This window comes from Pseudomonas sp. TMW22091 (assembly GCF_022496705.1).
GTDB lineage: Bacteria > Pseudomonadota > Gammaproteobacteria > Pseudomonadales > Pseudomonadaceae > Aquipseudomonas > Aquipseudomonas saxonica.
In genome coordinates this window covers 380,888-401,008 of record NZ_SCFI01000002.1, presented here as the reverse complement: position 1 = coordinate 401,008, position 20,121 = coordinate 380,888, and the positions used below count along the sequence as shown (strand labels likewise).

Sequence of the window (20,121 nt, the reverse complement as noted above, 5' to 3'; positions counted from 1 at the left end):
ACTCCAGTCAGAACTACTGTGGCTCACGGGGCGGGGTAGGCGGCAAGGTGAAGCCCGACACCGAGCGCCGCAATTGGCGGGCCATTTTGGCTAAATTACCAATGCTGTCAGCGGTGGCGGTAGAGCCAGACGAGGTCTGGTTAGTGATTTGCTGAATCACGTTCATGGTCAGGGAGATCTGCGCCGCCGAGCGGGTTTGCTCTTGTGCTGCGTTGGAAATCCTTTGAATCAGGTCCGCGAGGTTCTGCGAAACGCCTTCAATCTCCTCCAGCGCAACGCCCGCGTCATGGGCCAGACGGGCACCGCGCACCACTTCGGTGGTGGTTTGCTCCATGGAAATAACCGCCTCGTTGGTGTCCGCCTGGATCGCCCTGACCAAGGTTTCAATTTGTCGCGTGGCTGCTGACGAGCGCTCGGCCAAACGTTGCACTTCGTCAGCCACAACGGCAAATCCGCGCCCGGCGTCGCCCGCCATAGACGCCTGAATCGCCGCGTTAAGCGCCAAAATATTGGTCTGGTCGGCAATGTCGTCAATCAAGCTGACAATATCGCCGATTTCCTGAGATGACTCACCCAAGCGCTTGATGCGTTTGGCGGTGTCTTGAATCTGCTCACGAATGTTGTCCATACCGTGAATGGTGTTGTGCACCACTTCATTGCCTTTATTGGCAATGGCCACGGAACGCTCAGCCACCGCAGAGGATTCGGAGGCGTTGGCTGACACCTGATCAATGGAGTGGGCCATCTGTTGAACCGCCCCGGATGCTTCGGCAATTTGCTGGGCTTGATGCTCTGAGGCTTCGGCCAGTTGCATTGCGGTGGCCTGGGTTTCCTGCACCGCACCGGCCACTTGGCCAGCGGTCAGGTTAATAGTCGCCACCAGCTCACGCAGTTGGTCAATGGAATAGTTAATCGAGTCCGCAATAGCGCCGGTGAAATCTTCCGTGACCGAAGCGGTTACGGTCAGATCGCCGTCAGCCAAGTCCTCAATCTCATCCAGCAAGCGCATGATCGCGTTTTGGTTGCGCTCGTTTTTCTCGGCGGTTTCACGCAGTTGCCGATTGGTCTCGCGCACCATTACCAGCCCGATGAGGATGATAGACGCCAGCGCCAGCAGCCCCAGAACGTAGCCCCCAATAATGTCCAGATAACGGCTGTTGGCCAGGTTTTCAAACCCATTGGCCAGTACCGAGGCCTCATCGAGCAGGGTCTGCGACAGGTTGAAAATCTGGTCGGCGGCGGCGCGCACATGGGACAGTTGCGGCGACGTTTCCAGAATCTCGTCCACCGAGCCTGAGACGAACTGGAACAGTTCGGCAATCTCCAGCAGGCGGGCGCGAGCATCCTTCTCTTCAACTTCGGAAATCCGCAGCCCCTCATTGCCTTCCAGCATGCCGTTCAACACCTGGCCAAAACGATTGGCGTCCCGCCCAAAGGTACCGGCGGCCTGCGCAGCATTCGCGTCGCCAGCCAGCACGGTATTCACGGCCCCCAGAATTCGCTCGGCCAACAGGGTTTGACGCTGTGCCAGCGCTACTTGACCGGCAGGCGCACCCCGCTGCAAAAGAATTTCTACGACCTTTTCATACTCGACCTGTAACTGCGGGATGGTCTCAGCCAATGTGGCGGCCACTTGATGCAGGGACAACACGGTTTGTTCGCTGGCAAGAATTGCGTTGGTGCTGTCGAGTAAATTTTCCCAGTCACGCTGAACGGCCTGCATCTCTTTGTGAACGGCAGAGGGGGCAGGGGGCAGGCCGGTGGCAGGGTCACCATGCTTCAAATACCCCCAGCGCTGGCTGAAATCGTTGCGCGCATCGCTCAGTAACTTGAAGGCAGCCGCTTTGCCTGCAGCGGCTTCAGTGGCGTTTTTGGCAATGCGCTGCGACAGCACACGCAACTCACCGGCGTGACTGATGTACTGCTTGTCGTAATTGGTCTGGGTATTGAGGTAAGCAAAGTTGGCAAACAACAGCATGATAAAGACGATCAGGGCAACAAACAGCACCATGATCTGCGCACGACTGCGTGAACCTTCCAAGGGTTTGACGCTACGGGTGGTGGTCATCGATCAAGCCCCGAAGGTTGAAACAAAAGGTAAAGCGGGTGGGCCACTCACACGGCTACCGCCCAAAATTGGGGTGCCTGCGCCAAGGCAAACGGGCTGAATACCCACCACGTGGTCTCGCCGGCAAAATGCCCTTTTACATAGGGAGCAAGCAGTGCAGGAGGTAATACCTGCGCAGTGGTATCCAGATCGGCCTGTGCAAAATGCTGCATGCCCAGCACCTCATCAACCTGCAAGCCGACAAACACATCCTTGTATTCCAGCACCAGCACGCGGCGCTGCTTACGGACCTGTGACGAGTCAATGGCAAAAAAGCCGCACAAGTCCATGATCGGCAGTAATTGCCCGCGCAGATTGGCCACTCCCCGAACCCAGGGCTTGACCCCCGGTAGTGCGGTGAAACGCGGCTCATGAAGGATTTCGGCGATTTCAGCGATCGGCGCCACACACGTGTACTCGCCGATGCGAAAACCGATGCCGCTCCAGATATTATCCTGTGCCTGGGCAGGCACCAGGCCAGCGGCCAGTGAGCGGCAGCGCTGGTCTATCTCAAGTAGCAGCTCGTAAGCGGTCAGTGAACCGGGCATAAAGACGCAATCACTCGGTCAGAGATAAAACGCGGTTGACCTCTTTGACCAAGGCCTCTTCTTCGACCGGCTTGGTCAAATAGCCCTTCGCCCCTTGGCGGGTGCCCCACACTTTGTCCGTTTCCTGATCTTTGGTGGTCACCATGATGACCGGGATGTTTTGGGTAGTGGAGTCTTTGGTTAACTGGCGAGTGGCCTGAAAACCATTAAGGCCCGGCATCACGATATCCATCAACACCGCATCCGGTTTTTCCTGTCGCGCCAACGCGACGCCATCGGCACCGTTTTCTGCCTTGAGCACGACATGACCGTGCTTTTCCAGCATGGCGGTCAATTTATACATTTCAGTCGGCGAATCATCGACGATCAGAATGCGAGCCATGGTGTTCCCCATTTATCAGGTGAGCGGCCAACGGCCGAGGGTCATTGCGTGCCTGGAGCGATGTTAAAACCGGGTACGTGGGCCTTGATGGCACTCAGCAGTTCATCCCGACTGAAAGGCTTGGTTAAAAATTGATCAGAGCCCACTATTCGTCCCTTGGCCTTATCAAACAGTCCGTCTTTGGACGACAGCATAATGACCGGCGTCAACTTGAACGCCCGGTTGTTTTTGATCAACGCGCAGGTCTGATAGCCATCCAGACGCGGCATCATGATGTCGACAAAAATGATATGCGGATGATGGTCGAAAATTTTGGCCAGCGCATCGAAACCGTCTATGGCCGTAATGACCTCACAACCGACATTCTTCAGCAGCGTTTCAGCCGTGCGGCGGATGGTTTTCGAGTCGTCAATCACCATCACCTTCAAGATGCTGGAATGTATTTCCATATGTGCTCTACCATCGCCACAGCGACCCAATTCGTTACAACTGTTCGGCTTAAAACCCCAACTCCTTGATGGACAAGGGCTGTAAGCACTGTGCGAGCCTTTTTAGCACAGTCTCTACCGGCAATCCATGAACGCGGCCCGAGCAGGCTGGAGCAGGCGTTTTTTTCTTGACCGAGCCCGCGCTCAGCGCCACTCTGACGCCACTTTTCAAAGCCTTTGCGCCCACTATTTACTTGAGGAATTTGCCATGAGCGTTCGAGTCGGGATTGTCATGGACCCTATTGCGGGCATCTCCTATAAGAAGGACAGCTCGCTGGCCATGCTACTGGCCGCACAGGACCGCGGCTGGACATTGTTCTATATGGAGCAGCAAGACCTCTACCTGAACGAAGGTAAGGCCCGGGCGCGGATGAAGCCGCTTAACGTGTTCGCCAACCCTGAAAAATGGTTTGAGCTGGGTGACGAGACCGACACCGCCCTGAGCGATCTGGACGTCATCCTGATGCGCAAGGACCCGCCCTTCGACATGGAGTTCGTGTACTCCACCTATCTGCTCGAACAGGCTGAGCGCGACGGCGTGCTGATCGTCAACAAACCGCAGAGCCTGCGCGACTGCAACGAAAAACTGTTCGCCACGCAATTCACTCAGTGCACACCACCCACGGTTGTCAGCCGCCGCGCCGATGTCTTGCGTGAATTCGCCGCCTTGCACGGTGACGTGATCCTCAAGCCGCTGGACGGCATGGGCGGCACCTCGATTTTCCGCCACCGGGTCGGCGACCCGAACCTGTCGGTTATCCTTGAAACCCTGACGGCCAACGGCACACAGCAAATCATGGCTCAAGGCTACTTGCCGGCGATCAAAGACGGCGACAAGCGCATCCTGATGATCGACGGCGAACCGGTGGATTACTGCCTGGCGCGCATTCCGGCCCAGGGCGAAACCCGTGGCAACCTGGCGGCAGGCGGTCGTGGAGAAGCCCGGCCATTGAGCGAAAAAGACCGCTGGATCGCCGCACAAGTTGGCCCGACCCTGCGTGAAAAAGGCCTCTTGTTCGTCGGCCTGGACGTAATCGGTGAGCACCTGACCGAAATCAACGTCACCAGCCCGACCTGCATCCGCGAAATCGACAACGCCTTCGGTACCAACATCGGCGCCCTGCTGATGGATGCGATCGAGCGCAAACTCGCCGCACGCTGATCTGCACACGTAAGAACAGGACCAACATTGCGCTATCATGCGCAACCCGTGAACAACGCGATGTTGGTCTTTCTGTTATGACACTCCCCAGCGACCTGCCCCCTGAACTGAGCCAAAGCGGCGTGCGCGCAGCTGACCGACTGGGTTTTACCCTGTTTGTCGCGGCGCTGATTCACATCGCCGTGCTTCTGGGAGTGGGCTTCAGCATGAGCGAGCCTAAACAGATCAGCAAAACCCTGGAAATCACCCTCTCGACCTTTAAGAGCGACAAAGCCCCGGAAAAAGCTGACTTTCTGGCCCAGGACAATCAGCAAGGCAGCGGCACTCTGGACAAGAAAGCGGTACCTAAAACCACCGAAGTTGCGCCGTTCCAGGACAACACCGTGAAAAAGGTTACGCCGCCCCCGGCAGCCAAGCCGGAGCAACCCCAGGCCGCGCCCAAGCCGTCAGTGACCACCGTGGCCCCCAAGCCGAAAAAAGCCGCCAGCGAACCGCACAAGGTCAAAACCGAAGCGGCGCCCAAAGCCAACATTCCCACGTTTGACAGTTCTCAACTGTCCAGCGAGATTTCCAGCCTCGAAGCCGAACTGGCCAATGACCAGCAGCTCTATGCCAAGCGCCCCAAGATTTACCGCATGAGTGCAGCCTCAACCATGCGCGACAAAGGTGCCTGGTACAAAGAGGACTGGCGCAAGAAAATCGAACGTATAGGCAACCTGAACTACCCGGAACAGGCACGTCGCGAGAAAATCTACGGCACCCTGCGGTTGCTGGTGTCGATCAATCGCGACGGCTCGCTGCACGAAGTGCTGGTGCTTGAGTCCTCCGGGCAACCGCTACTGGATCAAGCCGCACAACGCATCGTCAGGCTGGCAGCACCATTTGCGCCGTTCACCGGCGACCTGGCAGACATAGACCGGCTGGAGATTATCCGCACCTGGAAGTTTACCCAGGGCGACCGGTTATCGAGTAATTAGCAGACAAGGCTTTTATCATCCGCCAACTTGTCAGTTCACGCTGCCAGCGCCACACTAAGGCTCATGAAAAACCACGCCCCGACTTACCTCAAGCACCAATTTCTGATCGCCATGCCGCACTTGGACGATCCGGACTTTGCCCAGACCTTGACCTACATCGTCGAGCACACTGCCAATGGGGCGATGGGGCTGGTGATCAACCGGCCTTCAGACCTCACGCTGGCCGATATTCTGGAGCAACTGCGCCCAGACAAAACACCTTCGCCTTTATGCCAGCATGTACCGATCTACGTCGGCGGGCCGGTGATGGTTGATCGGGGCTTTGTACTGCATCCTGCCGGCCAAGCATTTGATGCAACCGTCGAGCTTGAAGACGGACTGGCCCTCAGCACCTCGGCCGATGTGCTGTCCAGCATTGCTGACGGCCACGGCCCGCAACGCAGCCTTATTTGCCTGGGCTATGCCGGGTGGGACGCCGGCCAGCTTGAAGCCGAACTCGCCGACAACGCGTGGCTAACCTGCCCGTACGCGGCGCATATCCTCTTTGAAACACCCTGCGAACTGCGCCTTGACGCTGCCGCCAAACACCTCGGAGTCGATCTCAATTTGTTAACCCGTCAAGCAGGCCACTCCTGATGGCCAGCCTTCGTTTACTGCTGGGTTTTGACTACGGCACACGCTCCATTGGTGTTGCTGTCGGCCAGATGATCACCGGCCAGGCACGCGAGTTGTGCAACCTGAAAGCCGAAAACGGCATTCCCAAATGGGAAGAGATCGAAAAGCTGATCAAAGAGTGGCAACCCGACGCGTTGGTCGTGGGTATGCCCTTGAACATGGACGGCACACCGAGCGAGTTCTGCGCCCGTGCGCAAAAGTTTGCCAACCGCCTCAATGGCCGTTTCAATCTGCCCGTGTTTACCCATGACGAACGCTTGACCACCTTCGAGGCCAAAGGCGAACGCCGGGCCCAGGGCGGCCAGCGAGGCAGTTACCGCGATAACCCCGTCGATGCCATTGCCGCCAAGCTGGTGTTGCAAGGCTGGCTCGACGAGCACCCGGCTGAATCTTGAGCCTGATACTGCGTTTGTAATTATGACGCGATCCATTGTTTGCGCCCGCCGCGGCCGGTTTTGCCGCGCGCAGCGTTTAAGGAGCCACTATGATCCTGCCTGTCCCGACTGAACTGATCGCTCAGATGGCGCTTGATCTCAAAGCCCATCTGGCCCGTCGCAACATCACCGAACCGCGCTTTATCGGCATTCGCACCGGCGGCATCTGGGTGGCTCAAGCGCTGCTGCGCGCCCTGAACAGCGATGCACCACTGGGCACGTTGGACGTGTCGTTTTACCGCGACGACTTCAGCCAGAACGGCCTGCACCCGCAAGTACGTCCCTCCGATCTGCCTTTCGAAATCGACGGCCAGCACCTGGTGTTGATCGACGACGTGCTGATGAGCGGCCGTACCATTCGCGCCGCACTCAACGAATTATTCGACTATGGTCGTCCGGCCAGCGTAACACTTGTCAGCCTGCTGGACCTGGACGCTGCTGAATTGCCGATTCGCCCGGACGTCGTGGGCGCGACATTGCCACTCAAACCGAACGAGCGGATCAAATTGTCCGGCCCCGCGCCGCTGACTCTGGAACTGCAAGATTCATCCGTAAACCCTGCCCAATAAGAGACCATTGCGATGACGCCTACAGACGCCAAGCGCCCGCTGCAGCTCAATGATCAGGGCCAGTTGCGCCACTTTCTGTCGCTCGACGGCCTGTCCCGCGAACTGCTGACAGAAATCCTCGACACTGCCGACTCGTTTCTTGAAGTCGGCGCAAGAGCGGTGAAAAAAGTACCGTTGTTGCGCGGCAAGACCGTGTGCAATGTGTTCTTCGAAAACTCCACGCGCACCCGCACGACCTTTGAGATGGCGGCCCAGCGGCTGTCCGCTGACGTAATCACACTCAATGTGTCCACGTCGTCGGCGAGCAAGGGTGAAACCCTGCTCGACACCCTGCGCAACCTTGAAGCGATGGCTGCCGACATGTTCGTGGTGCGCCACGGCGACTCCGGCGCCGCGCACTTCATTGCAGAACACGTGTGCCCGCAGGTGGCGATCATCAACGGCGGCGACGGACGTCACGCGCACCCGACCCAGGGCATGCTCGACATGCTGACCATTCGTCGTCACAAGGGTGGCTTTGAAAACCTGTCAGTCGCCATCGTCGGCGATATTCTGCACTCGCGTGTGGCGCGCTCGAACATGATTGCGCTCAAGACCCTGGGCTGTAAGGACATTCGCGTCATCGCACCGAAAACCTTGCTACCCATCGGCATCGAGCAATACGGCGTGAAGGTCTACACCGACATGACCGAAGGCCTGAAAGACGTCGACGTGGTGATCATGCTGCGCCTGCAACGCGAGCGCATGTCCGGTGGCCTGCTGCCGAGCGAAGGTGAGTTCTATCGCCTGTTCGGCCTGACCACCGCACGGCTGGCCGGCGCCAAGCCGGACTGCATCGTGATGCACCCCGGCCCGATCAACCGGGGCGTGGAAATTGAATCGGCGGTGGCCGACGGCCCGCACTCGGTCATCCTCAACCAAGTGACCTACGGTATCGCCGTGCGCATGGCGGTCTTGTCAATGACCATGAGCGGGCAAACGGCCCAGCGTCAATTCGAACAGGAGAAAGCACAGTGAAGCTCAGCATTCTCGGCGCCCGCGTCATTGACCCCAGCAGTCAACTGGATCAAGTGACTGACCTGCATCTGGAAGCGGGCAAAATTGTTGCTGTTGGGGCTGCACCAGCCGGTTTCAGCCCAACCCAGACCATCGACGCCAAAGGCCTTGTGGCTGCACCGGGGCTTGTCGACCTGAACGTCGCTTTGCGCGAGCCGGGTTACAGCCGCAAAGGCACCATCGCCAGCGAAACCCGTGCAGCTGCCGCCGGCGGCGTGACCAGCCTGTGCTGCCCCCCTCACACCAAGCCGGTGCTGGATACCTCCGCCGTGGCCGAGCTGATCCTTGACCGCGCCCGTGAGGCCGGTAACTGCAAAGTGTTCCCCATTGGCGCACTGAGCAAAGGGCTGGAAGGTGAGCAACTGGCCGAGTTGATTGCCCTGCGCGATGCGGGTTGCGTAGCGTTTGGCAACGGCCTAAACAGCTTCACCAATGCACGCACCCTGTGCCGGGCATTGGAATACGCGGCCACCTTTGATCTGACGGTGATTTTTCACTCACAGGATCGCGACCTGGCTGAAGGTGGTTTGGCACATGACGGCCCGATGGCGGCTTTCCGTGGTTTGCCGGGCATTCCGGAAACGGCTGAAACCGTGGCGTTGGCGCGTGATTTGTTGCTGGTAGAGCAAAGCGGCGTGCGTGCGCATTTCAGCCAACTGACCAGTGCGCGCGGTGTAGAACTGATTGCTCAGGCTCAGGCGCGTGGGCTGAAAGTCACGGCTGACGTGGCGCTGTATCAATTAATTCTGACGGATGAAGCGCTGGTGGATTTTTCCAGTGTGTACCACGTGCAACCGCCGCTGCGCACTCGTGCAGACCGCGACGGTTTGCGTGAGGCGGTGAAATCGGGAGTGGTGCAAGCCATCTCCAGCCATCATCAGCCGCACGAGCGTGATGCCAAGCTGGCGCCATTCGGTGCAACCGAGCCAGGCATGAGTGGCGTTGAGTTACTGCTGCCACTGGCAATGACCCTGGTGGAAGACGGCTTGCTCGATTTGCCCACCTTGCTGGCACGACTGAGTGCGGGCCCGGCTGATGCGTTGCGTTTGCCTGCGGGTCGGTTGAGCGTAGGTTCACCCGCGGACCTGGTGTTGTTTGACCCGGCGTCGTCGACCGTGGCGGGCGAGAAATGGCTGTCCAAAGGCGAGAATTGCCCGTTCCTGGGCCATTGCCTGCCGAGTGCCGTGCGTTACACGTTGGTCGACGGCCGGATCAGCTACGAAGGCTAAGAGCACCCTCACCCCAACCCTCTCCCAGGGGGAGAGGGAGCTTGATTTGTGGCGTTGCGAAGACCTGCTGTTGCTTTTAGTCCCCCCTCCCTCCGGGAGAGGGGCTTGATCCATGGCGTTGCGAAGATCTGCTGTTGCTTTTAGTCCCCTCTCCCTCCGGGAAAGGGGGCTTGATCCATGGCGTTACGAAGACCTGCTGTTGCTTTTAGTCCCCTCTCCCTCCGGGAGAGGGGCTTGATCCATGGCATTGCGAAGATCTGCTGTAGCTTTTAGTCCCCTCTCCCTCCGGGAGAGGGTTAGGGTGAGGGGCTTTTGACTTTGATCTACCGCCGCTCTGCATTCTTGATCGAAATCTGTTCGTTCAACGTCCAGAAGTCATAAAGAATACCAATCAAGAACAAACCGCCAGTGAACAGGTAGATCAGCCCCGTGATCCACTTGCCCATGTACATGCGGTGCACGCCAAATACCCCGAGAAACGTCAACAGAATCCAGGCAACGCTGTAGTCCGTATCACCAGAGGTAAACCGCAAGTCAGCTTCACGGTCCATGCTCGGGATCAAGAAAAAGTCGATCACCCAGCCGATACCCAGCAAGCCCAATGTAAAAAACCAGATCGTCCCGGTCACCGGCTTGCCGTAATAGAAACGATGTGCCCCCAGAAAACCAAATATCCACAGCAAATAACCCATTACTTTGCTGTGCGTATCTTCTCGATAGCCGCTCATAAATACCCTCTTTGCCGTCGATAGAAAAAAATACTGAAGTTTTTTGTGACTTTTTTACTGTCGCGCAACAGGTAAAAGTGTCTTACAAGATTTGGCGCAAAGCCTTGTCACACCTGACCTGCACAGCAGTTAGGTGACAGTTTGTCACCTCTGTCGCGTTTTTTGACCCCCAAGTCCAATCGACAAACGGACTGAGAAAGGACAAAAAAGCTGTTATAAAGTTTCGCGCTAACCACCATCGAGCCCTGCCGAATGCGTCCTATATTCAAGACATGGCTAACTATTTGCCTATTAATGCCACTGGCCGCCCACGCCACCAATCGTGAGCAACATCTTCCTTCTGGCTTCACTGGCTACACCGCAAAATCATCTGCGAGTGCTGCTTTTGTTGCCACCAACAGCAAGACAACGGTTAAAACCGTAGCACGTCCTGCGTCCAGTAAAGCCCATCGCAAAGCCCCCGGCAAAATAGCGACGGCTTCACTGGCGGCTGCCAACAAGCAAAGCAGCACGGTCCTGAGCCGCGCTGTAAATGTGTTGGGCACCCCGTATCGTTGGGGCGGCAGCAGCCCAAGTAAAGGGTTCGACTGCAGCGGGCTGGTCAAATACGCCTTTAATGATGTAGCTGCGGTTGATCTGCCTCGCACCTCCAGCGAAATGGCCAGCGGCCACGGGCAAAAGGTCGAGCGCAAGGATCTGAAACCTGGTGACTTGCTGTTCTTCAACATCAAAAGCCGCAGGGTCAACCACGTCGCCATCTACCTGGGCAACGACCGCTTTATTCACGCACCCCGCCGTGGCAAATCGGTGACCATCGACACCCTCAAAAAACCGTATTGGCAGAGCCACTACGTAGTTGCAAAGCGCGTCCTGCCGAAAGAAAAAGCCAATTTGCAGGTTGTTCAACGCTAAACCTGCAGTCGCTGCTGAAGGCTGCGACAAGGGCCTGAAGCCCTTCGGCCTGTAGAGGGGGCCGCTACGCGGCCCATCGCAGCCTGCAGCAGCAACTACATACGTTCTACCCACCCCTTCTCTACCAGCCTGTTCAGGCTCATCTCCAGCGTCTGCATGCCAAACGTTGCACCGGTCTGGATGGCTGACACCATCTGCCCTGTCTTGTTTTCCCGAATCAGATTCCGAATCGCCGGCGTCGCCAGCATGATTTCGTGAACCGCCACCCGTCCACCGCCGACTTTCTTGATCAGCGCCTGTGAAATCACGGCCTGCAAGGACTCGGACAACATCGTGCGAATCAGCGCCTTTTCGCCAGCTGGAAACACCTCGACCACTCGATCAACGGTCTTCGCCGCTGACGTCGTGTGCAGGGTGGCGAACACCCAATGCCCGGTTTCTGCGGCGCTCAAGGCCAGCCGGACGGTCTCCAGATCACGCATTTCACCCAGCACAATCACATCGGGGTCTTCGCGCAACGCCGAACGCAGGGCGGCGCTAAAACTGTGGGTATCGCTGTACACCTCGCGCTGGTTAATCAGGGACTGACACGACTCGTGTATAAACTCGATCGGGTCTTCAATGGTCAGGATGTGCTGCTGACGCGTTCGGTTAAGGCAATCGACCATCGCCGCCAAAGTGGTGGATTTGCCCGACCCCGTCGCGCCCGTGACCAGTACCAGGCCGGGCGGCTGCTGACACAACCGCTCGAAAAATGCGTTCAGGCCCAACGATTCAAGGCTTGGTACCGCAGCAGCAATAGCGCGAAATACGGCCGCCGCACCTCGCAACTGTTCAAATGCATTGACTCGAAACCGCCCCAACCCGACTAGCTCGTAGGCAAAATCTGCTTCATTCGTGGCGTCAAAGGCTGTGCGTTGAGCCTGACTCATAACGCTGTGAATCAATGCACGCACCTGATCCGGCTGCAACACCGGCCATTCACTGCGATGCATATCGCCATCAATCCGAAACATCGGCACCACACCCGCTGACAGGTGTATATCCGAAGCCCCCAGTTTGATACCTGACAGCAACAACTCGGCGATATCCATCCGCCCTCCCAATTCCAGTAGAATGCCGCAGACTTTCACAACGGCGGGCTCAAACGAATGTCCACGATAGCTGACAACATTGCCGAAGTTGAGGCTCGCATCCGTGCCGCGGCACTGGCTGTGCAACGTGATGTAACCAGCATTCACTTGCTCGCAGTCAGCAAGACCAAACCCGCGGCTGCGCTACGTGAAGCCTATGCCGCCGGTCTTCGCGACTTTGGCGAGAACTACCTGCAAGAAGCCCGTGCCAAACAGGTCGAATTAGCCGATCTGCCCTTGTGTTGGCACTTCATCGGCCCCATTCAATCGAACAAGACACGTGAGATCGCCGAGCATTTTGCGTGGGTGCATTCCGTAGACCGCTTGAAAATTGCCCAGCGCCTGAGTGAACAGCGCCCGGCAGAACTGCCACCGCTGAACATTTGCATTCAGGTCAATGTGAGCGGTGAAGCCAGCAAATCCGGCTGCACCCCACACGACTTGCCAGCGCTGGCAGCCGCGATCAGTGCACTGCCCCGCTTGAAGTTACGCGGGTTGATGGCGATTCCTGAGCCCACCGAAGACCGGGCGGCACAGGACGCTGCCTTTGCGACCGTTCGCCAACTGCAAGAAAGCCTGAACATGGGGCTCGATACACTTTCCATGGGCATGAGCCACGACCTGGAGTCAGCCATTGCCCAAGGGGCAACATGGGTGCGCATTGGTACTGCATTATTTGGCGCCCGAGATTACGGTCAGGCCTGAGCAGACCGACCTCAATTTTTATAAGGATCTGTAATGAGCAAAACGCGTATTGCCTTTATCGGGGCCGGTAACATGGCTTCCAGCCTGATCGGCGGCCTGCTGGCCAAAGGGTTTGGCACCTCACAGATCTGCGCCAGCGCACCCAGCCCTGAGACGCGCGCCAAAGTAGCGGCTGAGCACGGTATTGAAGCCTTTGCCGATAACGCGCAAGCGATCAAGGACGCTGACGTCATTGTGCTTTCGGTTAAACCCAAGCTCATGAAAGACGTCTGCCAAACCTTGCGTTCAAACCTCAAGCCCGGCCAATTGATCATCTCCGTGGCGGCAGGCATTACGTGCTCCAGCCTGCGTAATTGGGTCGGTGAACAACCGGTAGTTCGTTGCATGCCAAACACACCTTCCCTAGTGGGAAAAGGCGCTAGCGGTCTATATGCCACTACCGATGTCACCGCTGAACAACGCCAGCAGGCTGAACAACTACTGAGCGCCGTCGGTATTGCGCTCTGGGTAGACGAAGAGGTCCAACTGGATGCTGTAACCGCCGTCTCCGGCAGTGGCCCGGCGTACTTCTTCCTGCTGATTGAAGCCATGACCGCAGCCGGCGTGAAGCTTGGCCTGACCCGCGAAATGGCTGAGACGCTGGCCGAACACACCGCCTTGGGCGCTGCACAGATCGCCATTGACAGCGATGTCGATGCCGCAGAATTGCGCCGCCAGGTCGCCTCACCGGGCGGCACGACTGAAGCGGCGATCAAATCATTCCAGGCCGACGGCTTTGCCGCCACGGTCGAAAAAGCATTGAGTGCCGCTGCGCACCGCTCGGCCGAAATGGCCGAACAACTGGGTCAATAAGGAGCACATGATGTCTGGACTTAATGGCGCTGCCATTTTTGTAATTCAAACCCTGGGTAGTCTCTACCTGCTGATCGTTTTGCTGCGCTTCATCCTGCAACTGGTGCGGGCGAACTTTTACAACCCGATCTGCCAGTTCACCGTCAAAGCCACACAGCCGCTGCTTAAGCCGCTGCGCCGCGTGATCCCCAGCATGTTCGGCCTGGACATGTCGTCGCTGGTATTGGCCATCATCGTACAAATGGTGATTTTCGCCGTCGTACTGATGCTCAGCTACATCCCGTTCACCGTGCTGGGCCTGTTTCTGTGGGCCATTATTGGCGTGTTGAAGCTGTTCCTGAACGTGTTCTTCTACGCCATGATCATCAGCGTGATCCTCTCCTGGGTTGCACCCGGCAGCACCAGCCCGGGCGCAGAACTGGTCAACCAGATCACCGAACCTGCACTGGCACCGTTTCGTCGTTTTCTGCCGAGCATGGGCGGCCTGGACATCTCGCCGATCCTGGCGTTCATGGTGATCCAACTGTTCCAGAGCTTTGTCATCCCGCCATTGGCCATGAGCGTCAACATGCCGCTTGAGCTGTTCGGCCTGATCTGATGAGCTATTTCCGTTGGGACGGTGAGGACCTGATTCTCGACTGCCACCTGCAACCCAAAGCCAGCAGCGACGAGTTTGCTGGCCTGCACGGTGACCGTTTGAAGATTCGCCTCACCGCCCCGCCGGTCGAAGGCAAAGCCAACGCCCACCTGATGGCCTTTCTGGCCAAGGCGTTTGGCATCTCCAAAAGTCAGGTGAGCCTGATCAGCGGCGAACTCAATCGCCAGAAGCGCGTGCGCCTTCAAGCCCCGAAAAAGCTGCCTGATTTACCGGATTTGGTAAAACCCCTGCATTCGTAGGAGCTGCCGCAGGCTGCGTCCGGCGGCAAAGCCGTCGTATGCGAAATCATCCCAGACCATTGCTTGCTGCTCTGCCCCCCGCTCATTAGACTTACGCCTCATTTAAATGAGAGCAGGGTCGATGCCAGCTGCCTTTCCCCCCGATTCCGTTGGTCTGGTTGTGCCGCAAATGGCGCACTTCAGCGAACCCCTGGCGCTAGCCTGCGGTCGTTCACTGCCGGCCTATGACCTGATTTACGAAACCTATGGCCAGCTCAATGCTGACGCCACCAATGCCGTACTGATTTGCCACGCGCTTTCGGGCCATCATCATGCCGCTGGTTTTCACAGCGTCGATGATCGCAAGCCCGGCTGGTGGGACAGCTGCATCGGCCCCGGCAAGCCTATCGACACCGACAAGTTCTTCGTCGTCAGCCTGAATAACCTGGGCGGCTGCAATGGCTCAACCGGCCCGAGCAGCATCAACCCTGAAACGGGTCGCCCATTTGGTGCCGACTTCCCAGTGTTGACCGTAGAAGACTGGGTGCACAGCCAGGCCCGTCTGGCCGATCGTCTGGGCATCCACCAATGGGCCGCCATCATCGGCGGCAGTCTGGGCGGGATGCAGGCCTTGCAGTGGAGCATCAGCTACCCGGAGCGCCTTCGCCATTGCCTGGCCATTGCCTCAGCACCCAAGTTGTCTGCGCAAAACATCGCATTCAACGAAGTCGCTCGCCAAGCCATCCTCACCGACCCCGAATTCCACGGCGGTTCGTTCCAGGAAAAAGGCGTGATCCCCAAGCGCGGTCTGATGCTCGCGCGCATGGTCGGCCACATCACTTACCTGTCCGATGACTCGATGGGTGAGAAATTCGGCCGTGGTCTGAAAAACGAAAACCTCAACTACGACTTCCACAGCGTCGAGTTTCAGGTCGAAAGCTACCTGCGTTATCAGGGTGAAGAGTTCTCCGGGCGTTTCGATGCCAATACCTACTTGCTGATGACCAAAGCACTGGACTACTTCGACCCGGCAGCAAACTTTGACGACGACCTGGCCAAAACCTTCGCCAATGCCAAGGCACGCTTTTGCGTGATGTCGTTCACCACCGACTGGCGTTTCTCGCCCGCTCGCTCGCGGGAGCTCGTGGATGCCTTGATGGCCGCCAAGAAAGACGTCTGCTACCTGGAAATCGATGCTCCGCAAGGCCATGACGCCTTCCTGATTCCGATCCCGCGTTACCTGCAAGCCTTCAGCAACTACATGAACCGCATAGAACTGTGAGAACGCCATGAGAGCCGACCTGGAAATCATCCAAGACTGGATCCCCGCCGGCAGCCGCGTGCTCGACCTGGGTTGTGGTGATGGCGAACTGCTGAGCTGGCTGCGCGATAACAAGCAAGTCACCGGCTATGGCCTGGAAAACGACCCGGACAACATCGCCGAGTGCGTCGCCAAAGGCATCAACGTCATCGAGCAAGACCTCGACAAAGGGCTGGGCAACTTCGCCAGCAACAGTTTCGACATCGTGGTCATGACCCAGGCGCTGCAAGCCGTGCACTACCCCGACCGGATTCTCGACGAAATGCTGCGCGTGGGCCGCCAGTGCATCATCACTTTTCCGAACTTCGGCCACTGGCGCTGCCGCTGGTATCTGGCGAGCAAGGGCCGCATGCCGGTGTCCGAGTTTCTGCCGTACACCTGGTACAACACGCCGAACATCCACTTCTGTACGTTCGAAGACTTCGAAGAGCTGTGTCGCGAGCGTGATGCCCAAGTCATCAACCGCCTTGCCATGGATCAACAACACCGACACGGGTGGGCGAGTAAGTTATGGCCTAACCTGTTGGGCGAGATTGGCATTTACCGAGTCAGCAGTCCGGGCCTTCAGGATCACAACATCGCGGTTTAAACGTTTGGTTCAAGGAGAAAGACATGGGTCGTATCGGATTACTGCTGCTGTCGATGTGCTTCACCGTACAAGCACTCGCTGCTGGCGCTGTCGACGTCAGCGGTACGGCGGTTAATTACAACGCCTTCATGTCGAACTTCTTGAGCCCTGCGATCACCGAAAAATACGGGTTGCAGCGCAGCCCACACCTGGGTGCGCTGAATATCAACCTGTCCAGGGCTGAGCAAAAAATAGCCAGCACGGTCAGCGGTACTTACCGTGAGGTTGGCGATAAAAAAGCCAAACCGCTCACGTTCAAACAAGTAATCAATGACAATGGCGCCATTGATTACTTTGCTCAATTTCCAGTCAAACCGTCCCAGGATTATGTTTTTGACATTCAGCTCAAAATCAATGGCGAGACGAAAGACATCGAATTTTCCCAAGAGATCGCTCCAATCCAATGATCAACTTCACGCAACTGGTACTGGCTAGCCACAACGCCGGCAAACTCAAAGAACTTCAGGCCATGCTCGGCGAGTCGGTGCAGTTGCGCTCGATAGGCGAATTCAGCCAGGTCGAACCGGAAGAAACCGGTTTGTCGTTTGTTGAAAATGCCATTCTTAAAGCCCGTAACGCGGCGCGTATTTCGGGCTTGCCAGCGCTGGCCGACGACTCCGGGCTGGCGGTGGACTTTCTCGGTGGCGCACCAGGTATTTACTCCGCGCGTTACGCTGAGGGGCAAGGCGATGCGGCGAACAATGCCAAGCTGCTTGAGGCCCTCAAAGACGTGCCGGAAGCGGAGCGCGGCGCCCAGTTTGTGTGCGTATTGGCGCTGGTGCGCCATGCTGATGATCCTTTGCCGATTATTTGCGAAGGCTTGTGGCACGGGCGCATTCTGCCTGCGGCCAGTGGCGAGCACGGCTTTGGTTACGATCCGTTGTTTTGGGTGCCTGAGCGCAACTGCTCCAGCGCCGAACTCAGCCCGGCCGAAAAAAACCAACTCAGCCACCGCGCCCGCGCCATGGCCTTGCTGCGTCAGCGTCTGGGCTTGAAATGACCCACGATACCCCGCCACAACCGCTCTATCTGAGTGAGGCCGGCTTTACTCAGCAGGCGCCGCGCGCGCCACTGACGCAACTGCCGCCGCTGTCGCTGTACATCCATATTCCGTGGTGCGTGCGCAAATGCCCGTACTGCGACTTCAACTCCCACACCGCAAGCCCCGTACTGCCTGAAGAGGAGTATGTCGACGCGCTGCTGGCGGACCTCGATCAAGACCTGCATGCCGTCTATGGCCGCGAGTTGAGTTCGATTTTCTTTGGCGGCGGCACGCCAAGCCTGTTCAGCGCAAAAGCGCTGGGCCGACTGCTGGAAGGCGTCGAAGCACGCATCCCGTTTGCCACCAATATTGAAATCACCCTCGAAGCCAACCCCGGTACCTTCGAGCAAGAGAAGTTCGTGGCCTACCGGAAGCTGGGCATCAATCGTCTGTCAATTGGCATCCAGAGCTTTCAGCAAGAGAAGCTCAAGGCGCTGGGTCGCATCCATAACGGTGACGAGGCCGTACGTGCCGCCGGCATGGCGCGTCAGGCGGGCTTTGACAACTTCAACCTGGACTTGATGCACGGGTTGCCCGATCAGTCGCTGGACGACGCCCTGAGCGATCTGCGCCAAGCCATCGCGCTCAAGCCGACCCACCTGTCGTGGTATCAGCTGACACTCGAACCCAACACGGTGTTCTGGAACAAGCCGCCTGAACTGCCTGAAGACGACACCCTGTGGGACATTCAAGAAGCTGGGCAAGCGCTGCTCGCCGAGCATGGTTACAGCCAATACGAAGTGTCTGCCTATGCGCAACCCGGCCGAGCAGCGCAGCACAACCTTAACTACTGGAGCTTTGGCGACTTTATCGGTAACGGCGCTGGCGCCCACGGGAAATTGAGCCATCCTGATGGCCGTATCGTGCGCACTTGGAAAACCCGACTGCCTAAGGACTACTTGAATCCAGCCAAAAACTTTCAAGCAGGTGAGAAAACTCTGACTGCCGAAGAGCTGCCATTTGAGTTTCTAATGAACGCCTTGCGCCTGACTGACGGTGTCGACTCATCACTGTACCCAGAGCGCACCGGTTTATCGCTTGAGAGTTTAAGTGCTGGGCGCACAGCGGCAGAACAAAGTGGCCTATTGCAGGTCGAACCGACACGCCTGGCGGCAACCGCTAGAGGCCAGCTGTTTCTCAACGACCTGTTGCAGCATTTTTTGATCTAAGGAACTCGAATGGACTTGGTACTCGACCTGCTTGCCACCGTATCGCGCTGGAGCCGCAGCCACCTCTCGGAGATCTCTCTGGCCCTGATTGGTTGCTTGTTGGTGTTGTTTGGTGCGGACTTCAAAGGGTGGGTCGAGCAGCGTTTGGGCAGTTTCGCAGGCGCGTTGCGCATCCCGGTCATGGCGGCATTGTGCTTGATCGGCAGTGGCGCAGCGCTCATCTATGCCACACCGTGGGTGGAGCGCGGCCTGAGCCAGTTCAACAACTACAGCCTGGCGCCGGTGTTGTTGGTGGTGCTGGTACTGATCGGGGTAGTGGCGGATCGTCGAGGGTAGTTGCTACTACATGTTGTAACAACCGACCTCCAGGCAGGGGGAGGCCGGTCACTGAAAAACCGTTTACGCCAGTTTTTCGAACTTCAAATCCCACACGCCATGCCCAAGACGTTCGCCACGGCGCTCGAACTTGGTCACTGGGCGCTCAGGTGGACGCGGGACGCAACGACCGTCTTCTGCCAGGTTGCGATAACCCGGCGCGACGTTCATGACTTCCAGCATGTATTCCGCGTAGGGTTCCCAGTCGGTGGCCATGTGCAGCACGCCGCCCACTTTAAGCTTGGAGCGCACCAGCTCGGCAAAGGACGCTTGAACGATGCGACGCTTGTGGTGACGGCTTTTGTGCCACGGGTCCGGGAAGAACAGCAGCAGGCGATCAAGGCTGTTATCCGCAACACAACGCGTCAGGACTTCAATCGCATCGCAATCGTAAACCCGCAGGTTGGTCAGGCCTTGGGTCAGCACGCCATTGAGCAGCGCCCCCACACCCGGACGGTGAACCTCTACGCCGATAAAATCCTGCTCAGGTGAAGCTGCGGCCATTTCCAGCAGGGAGTGACCCATGCCAAAGCCGATTTCCAGCGTACGCGGTGCAGAACGACCAAACACCTGATCGAAATCGACCGGCGCATCGGCCAGTGGCAGTACGTACAGCGGAGCACCTTGATCGAGACCGCGTTGCTGGCCTTCAGTCATGCGACCGGCACGCATCACGAAACTTTTGATGCGACGGTGTTGGCGATCGTCGCCTTCTTCCGTGATTGGGGTGTCGAGTGATTCAGTCATCAGTGG

Annotated in this window: 25 protein-coding genes; 18 read left to right on the top strand and 7 right to left on the bottom strand. The window is 57.8% G+C overall.

Translation table 11 applies throughout. The features are described from left to right. Positions 1–13: 13 nt before the first annotated feature. Genes EQV93_RS05620 through pilG form a run of 4 tightly spaced genes read right to left on the bottom strand, consistent with a single transcriptional unit; the run spans position 14 to position 3,486 of the window. Positions 14–2,068 carry a methyl-accepting chemotaxis protein gene (locus EQV93_RS05620; RefSeq protein WP_122785478.1) on the bottom strand — a complete coding sequence of 685 codons (2,055 nt, stop codon included), beginning with the start codon at positions 2,066–2,068 and terminating at the stop codon, positions 14–16. Positions 2,069–2,115: 47 nt separating this feature from the next. After that, complete coding sequence (locus EQV93_RS05615) at positions 2,116–2,655, bottom strand: chemotaxis protein CheW (RefSeq protein ID WP_122785479.1); 540 nt, start codon at positions 2,653–2,655, stop codon at positions 2,116–2,118. Between the two features lie 10 nt (positions 2,656–2,665). Then, on the bottom strand, positions 2,666–3,037 hold the full coding sequence (gene pilH / locus EQV93_RS05610; protein WP_122785480.1) for a twitching motility response regulator PilH: 372 nt from the start codon (positions 3,035–3,037) through the stop codon (positions 2,666–2,668). 41 nt (positions 3,038–3,078) lie between these two features. Beyond that, a complete protein-coding gene (gene pilG / locus EQV93_RS05605) occupies positions 3,079–3,486 on the bottom strand; it encodes a twitching motility response regulator PilG (RefSeq protein WP_122785481.1) in 408 nt (135 codons plus the stop codon). Positions 3,487–3,733: 247 nt separating this feature from the next. Here pilG and gshB point away from each other — a divergent pair, with 247 nt between their 5' ends. From gshB to EQV93_RS05570, 7 genes are all read left to right on the top strand, one after another. After that, positions 3,734–4,687 carry a glutathione synthase gene (gshB, locus tag EQV93_RS05600; RefSeq protein WP_122785482.1) on the top strand — a complete coding sequence of 318 codons (954 nt, stop codon included), beginning with the start codon at positions 3,734–3,736 and terminating at the stop codon, positions 4,685–4,687. A gap of 77 nt (positions 4,688–4,764) precedes the next feature. Next, on the top strand, positions 4,765–5,664 hold the full coding sequence (locus EQV93_RS05595) for an energy transducer TonB (RefSeq protein WP_122785483.1): 900 nt from the start codon (positions 4,765–4,767) through the stop codon (positions 5,662–5,664). 63 nt (positions 5,665–5,727) lie between these two features. Further along, on the top strand, positions 5,728–6,300 hold the full coding sequence (locus EQV93_RS05590) for a YqgE/AlgH family protein (RefSeq protein WP_122785484.1): 573 nt from the start codon (positions 5,728–5,730) through the stop codon (positions 6,298–6,300). Further along, positions 6,300–6,734, top strand: coding sequence for a Holliday junction resolvase RuvX (gene ruvX, locus EQV93_RS05585; protein WP_122785485.1), 435 nt, complete (start codon positions 6,300–6,302; stop codon positions 6,732–6,734). The genes EQV93_RS05590 and ruvX overlap by 1 nt, the downstream gene beginning before the upstream one ends. An 89-nt stretch (positions 6,735–6,823) precedes the next feature. After that, complete coding sequence (gene pyrR / locus EQV93_RS05580) at positions 6,824–7,342, top strand: bifunctional pyr operon transcriptional regulator/uracil phosphoribosyltransferase PyrR (RefSeq protein WP_122785486.1); 519 nt, start codon at positions 6,824–6,826, stop codon at positions 7,340–7,342. Positions 7,343–7,354: 12 nt separating this feature from the next. Next, positions 7,355–8,359 (top strand): aspartate carbamoyltransferase catalytic subunit, encoded by a 1,005-nt coding sequence (locus tag EQV93_RS05575; protein WP_122785487.1) that lies wholly within the window; start codon positions 7,355–7,357, stop codon positions 8,357–8,359. Continuing rightward, positions 8,356–9,627: a dihydroorotase gene (locus EQV93_RS05570; RefSeq protein ID WP_122785488.1), complete on the top strand. Its 1,272-nt coding sequence runs from the start codon at positions 8,356–8,358 to the stop codon at positions 9,625–9,627. Before EQV93_RS05575 ends, EQV93_RS05570 begins: the two co-directional genes overlap by 4 nt. A 323-nt stretch (positions 9,628–9,950) precedes the next feature. Here EQV93_RS05570 and EQV93_RS05565 read toward each other — a convergent pair whose 3' ends face one another. After that, positions 9,951–10,355 carry an NINE protein gene (locus EQV93_RS05565; protein WP_122785489.1) on the bottom strand — a complete coding sequence of 135 codons (405 nt, stop codon included), beginning with the start codon at positions 10,353–10,355 and terminating at the stop codon, positions 9,951–9,953. A 252-nt stretch (positions 10,356–10,607) separates the two neighbouring features. Here EQV93_RS05565 and EQV93_RS05560 point away from each other — a divergent pair, with 252 nt between their 5' ends. After that, entirely contained in the window at positions 10,608–11,267 is a 660-nt protein-coding gene (locus tag EQV93_RS05560; protein ID WP_122785490.1) for a C40 family peptidase, read from the top strand. 95 nt (positions 11,268–11,362) lie between these two features. Here EQV93_RS05560 and EQV93_RS05555 read toward each other — a convergent pair whose 3' ends face one another. Continuing rightward, positions 11,363–12,361, bottom strand: a complete 999-nt coding sequence (locus EQV93_RS05555) for a type IV pilus twitching motility protein PilT (RefSeq protein ID WP_240891058.1) — start codon at positions 12,359–12,361, stop codon at positions 11,363–11,365. A gap of 57 nt (positions 12,362–12,418) precedes the next feature. Here EQV93_RS05555 and EQV93_RS05550 point away from each other — a divergent pair, with 57 nt between their 5' ends. From EQV93_RS05550 to EQV93_RS05505, 10 genes are all read left to right on the top strand, one after another. After that, a complete protein-coding gene (locus tag EQV93_RS05550; protein ID WP_122785492.1) occupies positions 12,419–13,105 on the top strand; it encodes a YggS family pyridoxal phosphate-dependent enzyme in 687 nt (228 codons plus the stop codon). Positions 13,106–13,138: 33 nt separating this feature from the next. Then, complete coding sequence (gene proC / locus EQV93_RS05545; RefSeq protein ID WP_240891057.1) at positions 13,139–13,957, top strand: pyrroline-5-carboxylate reductase; 819 nt, start codon at positions 13,139–13,141, stop codon at positions 13,955–13,957. A 10-nt stretch (positions 13,958–13,967) separates the two neighbouring features. Beyond that, positions 13,968–14,555: a YggT family protein gene (locus tag EQV93_RS05540; protein WP_122785494.1), complete on the top strand. Its 588-nt coding sequence runs from the start codon at positions 13,968–13,970 to the stop codon at positions 14,553–14,555. Next, entirely contained in the window at positions 14,555–14,854 is a 300-nt protein-coding gene (locus tag EQV93_RS05535; RefSeq protein WP_122785495.1) for a DUF167 domain-containing protein, read from the top strand. The genes EQV93_RS05540 and EQV93_RS05535 overlap by 1 nt, the downstream gene beginning before the upstream one ends. A 121-nt stretch (positions 14,855–14,975) precedes the next feature. Further along, positions 14,976–16,115 (top strand): homoserine O-succinyltransferase MetX, encoded by a 1,140-nt coding sequence (metX, locus tag EQV93_RS05530; protein WP_122785496.1) that lies wholly within the window; start codon positions 14,976–14,978, stop codon positions 16,113–16,115. A gap of 7 nt (positions 16,116–16,122) precedes the next feature. After that, positions 16,123–16,743, top strand: a complete 621-nt coding sequence (metW, locus tag EQV93_RS05525; protein WP_240891056.1) for a methionine biosynthesis protein MetW — start codon at positions 16,123–16,125, stop codon at positions 16,741–16,743. Positions 16,744–16,766: 23 nt separating this feature from the next. After that, the gene (locus EQV93_RS05520) at positions 16,767–17,189 is read left to right on the top strand and encodes a DUF4426 domain-containing protein (protein ID WP_240891050.1); all 423 of its coding nucleotides are present in this window, start codon (positions 16,767–16,769) and stop codon (positions 17,187–17,189) included. After that, positions 17,186–17,782 (top strand): RdgB/HAM1 family non-canonical purine NTP pyrophosphatase, encoded by a 597-nt coding sequence (rdgB, locus tag EQV93_RS05515; RefSeq protein WP_240891048.1) that lies wholly within the window; start codon positions 17,186–17,188, stop codon positions 17,780–17,782. The genes EQV93_RS05520 and rdgB overlap by 4 nt, the downstream gene beginning before the upstream one ends. Further along, on the top strand, positions 17,779–18,993 hold the full coding sequence (hemW, locus tag EQV93_RS05510; protein ID WP_240891046.1) for a radical SAM family heme chaperone HemW: 1,215 nt from the start codon (positions 17,779–17,781) through the stop codon (positions 18,991–18,993). Before rdgB ends, hemW begins: the two co-directional genes overlap by 4 nt. A gap of 9 nt (positions 18,994–19,002) precedes the next feature. Beyond that, a complete protein-coding gene (locus EQV93_RS05505) occupies positions 19,003–19,329 on the top strand; it encodes a DUF3392 domain-containing protein (protein ID WP_122785501.1) in 327 nt (108 codons plus the stop codon). Between the two features lie 63 nt (positions 19,330–19,392). Here the strand turns inward: EQV93_RS05505 and trmB are convergent, their stop codons facing one another. Then, positions 19,393–20,115 (bottom strand): tRNA (guanosine(46)-N7)-methyltransferase TrmB, encoded by a 723-nt coding sequence (trmB, locus tag EQV93_RS05500; protein ID WP_146385846.1) that lies wholly within the window; start codon positions 20,113–20,115, stop codon positions 19,393–19,395. Positions 20,116–20,121 lie beyond the last annotated feature (6 nt).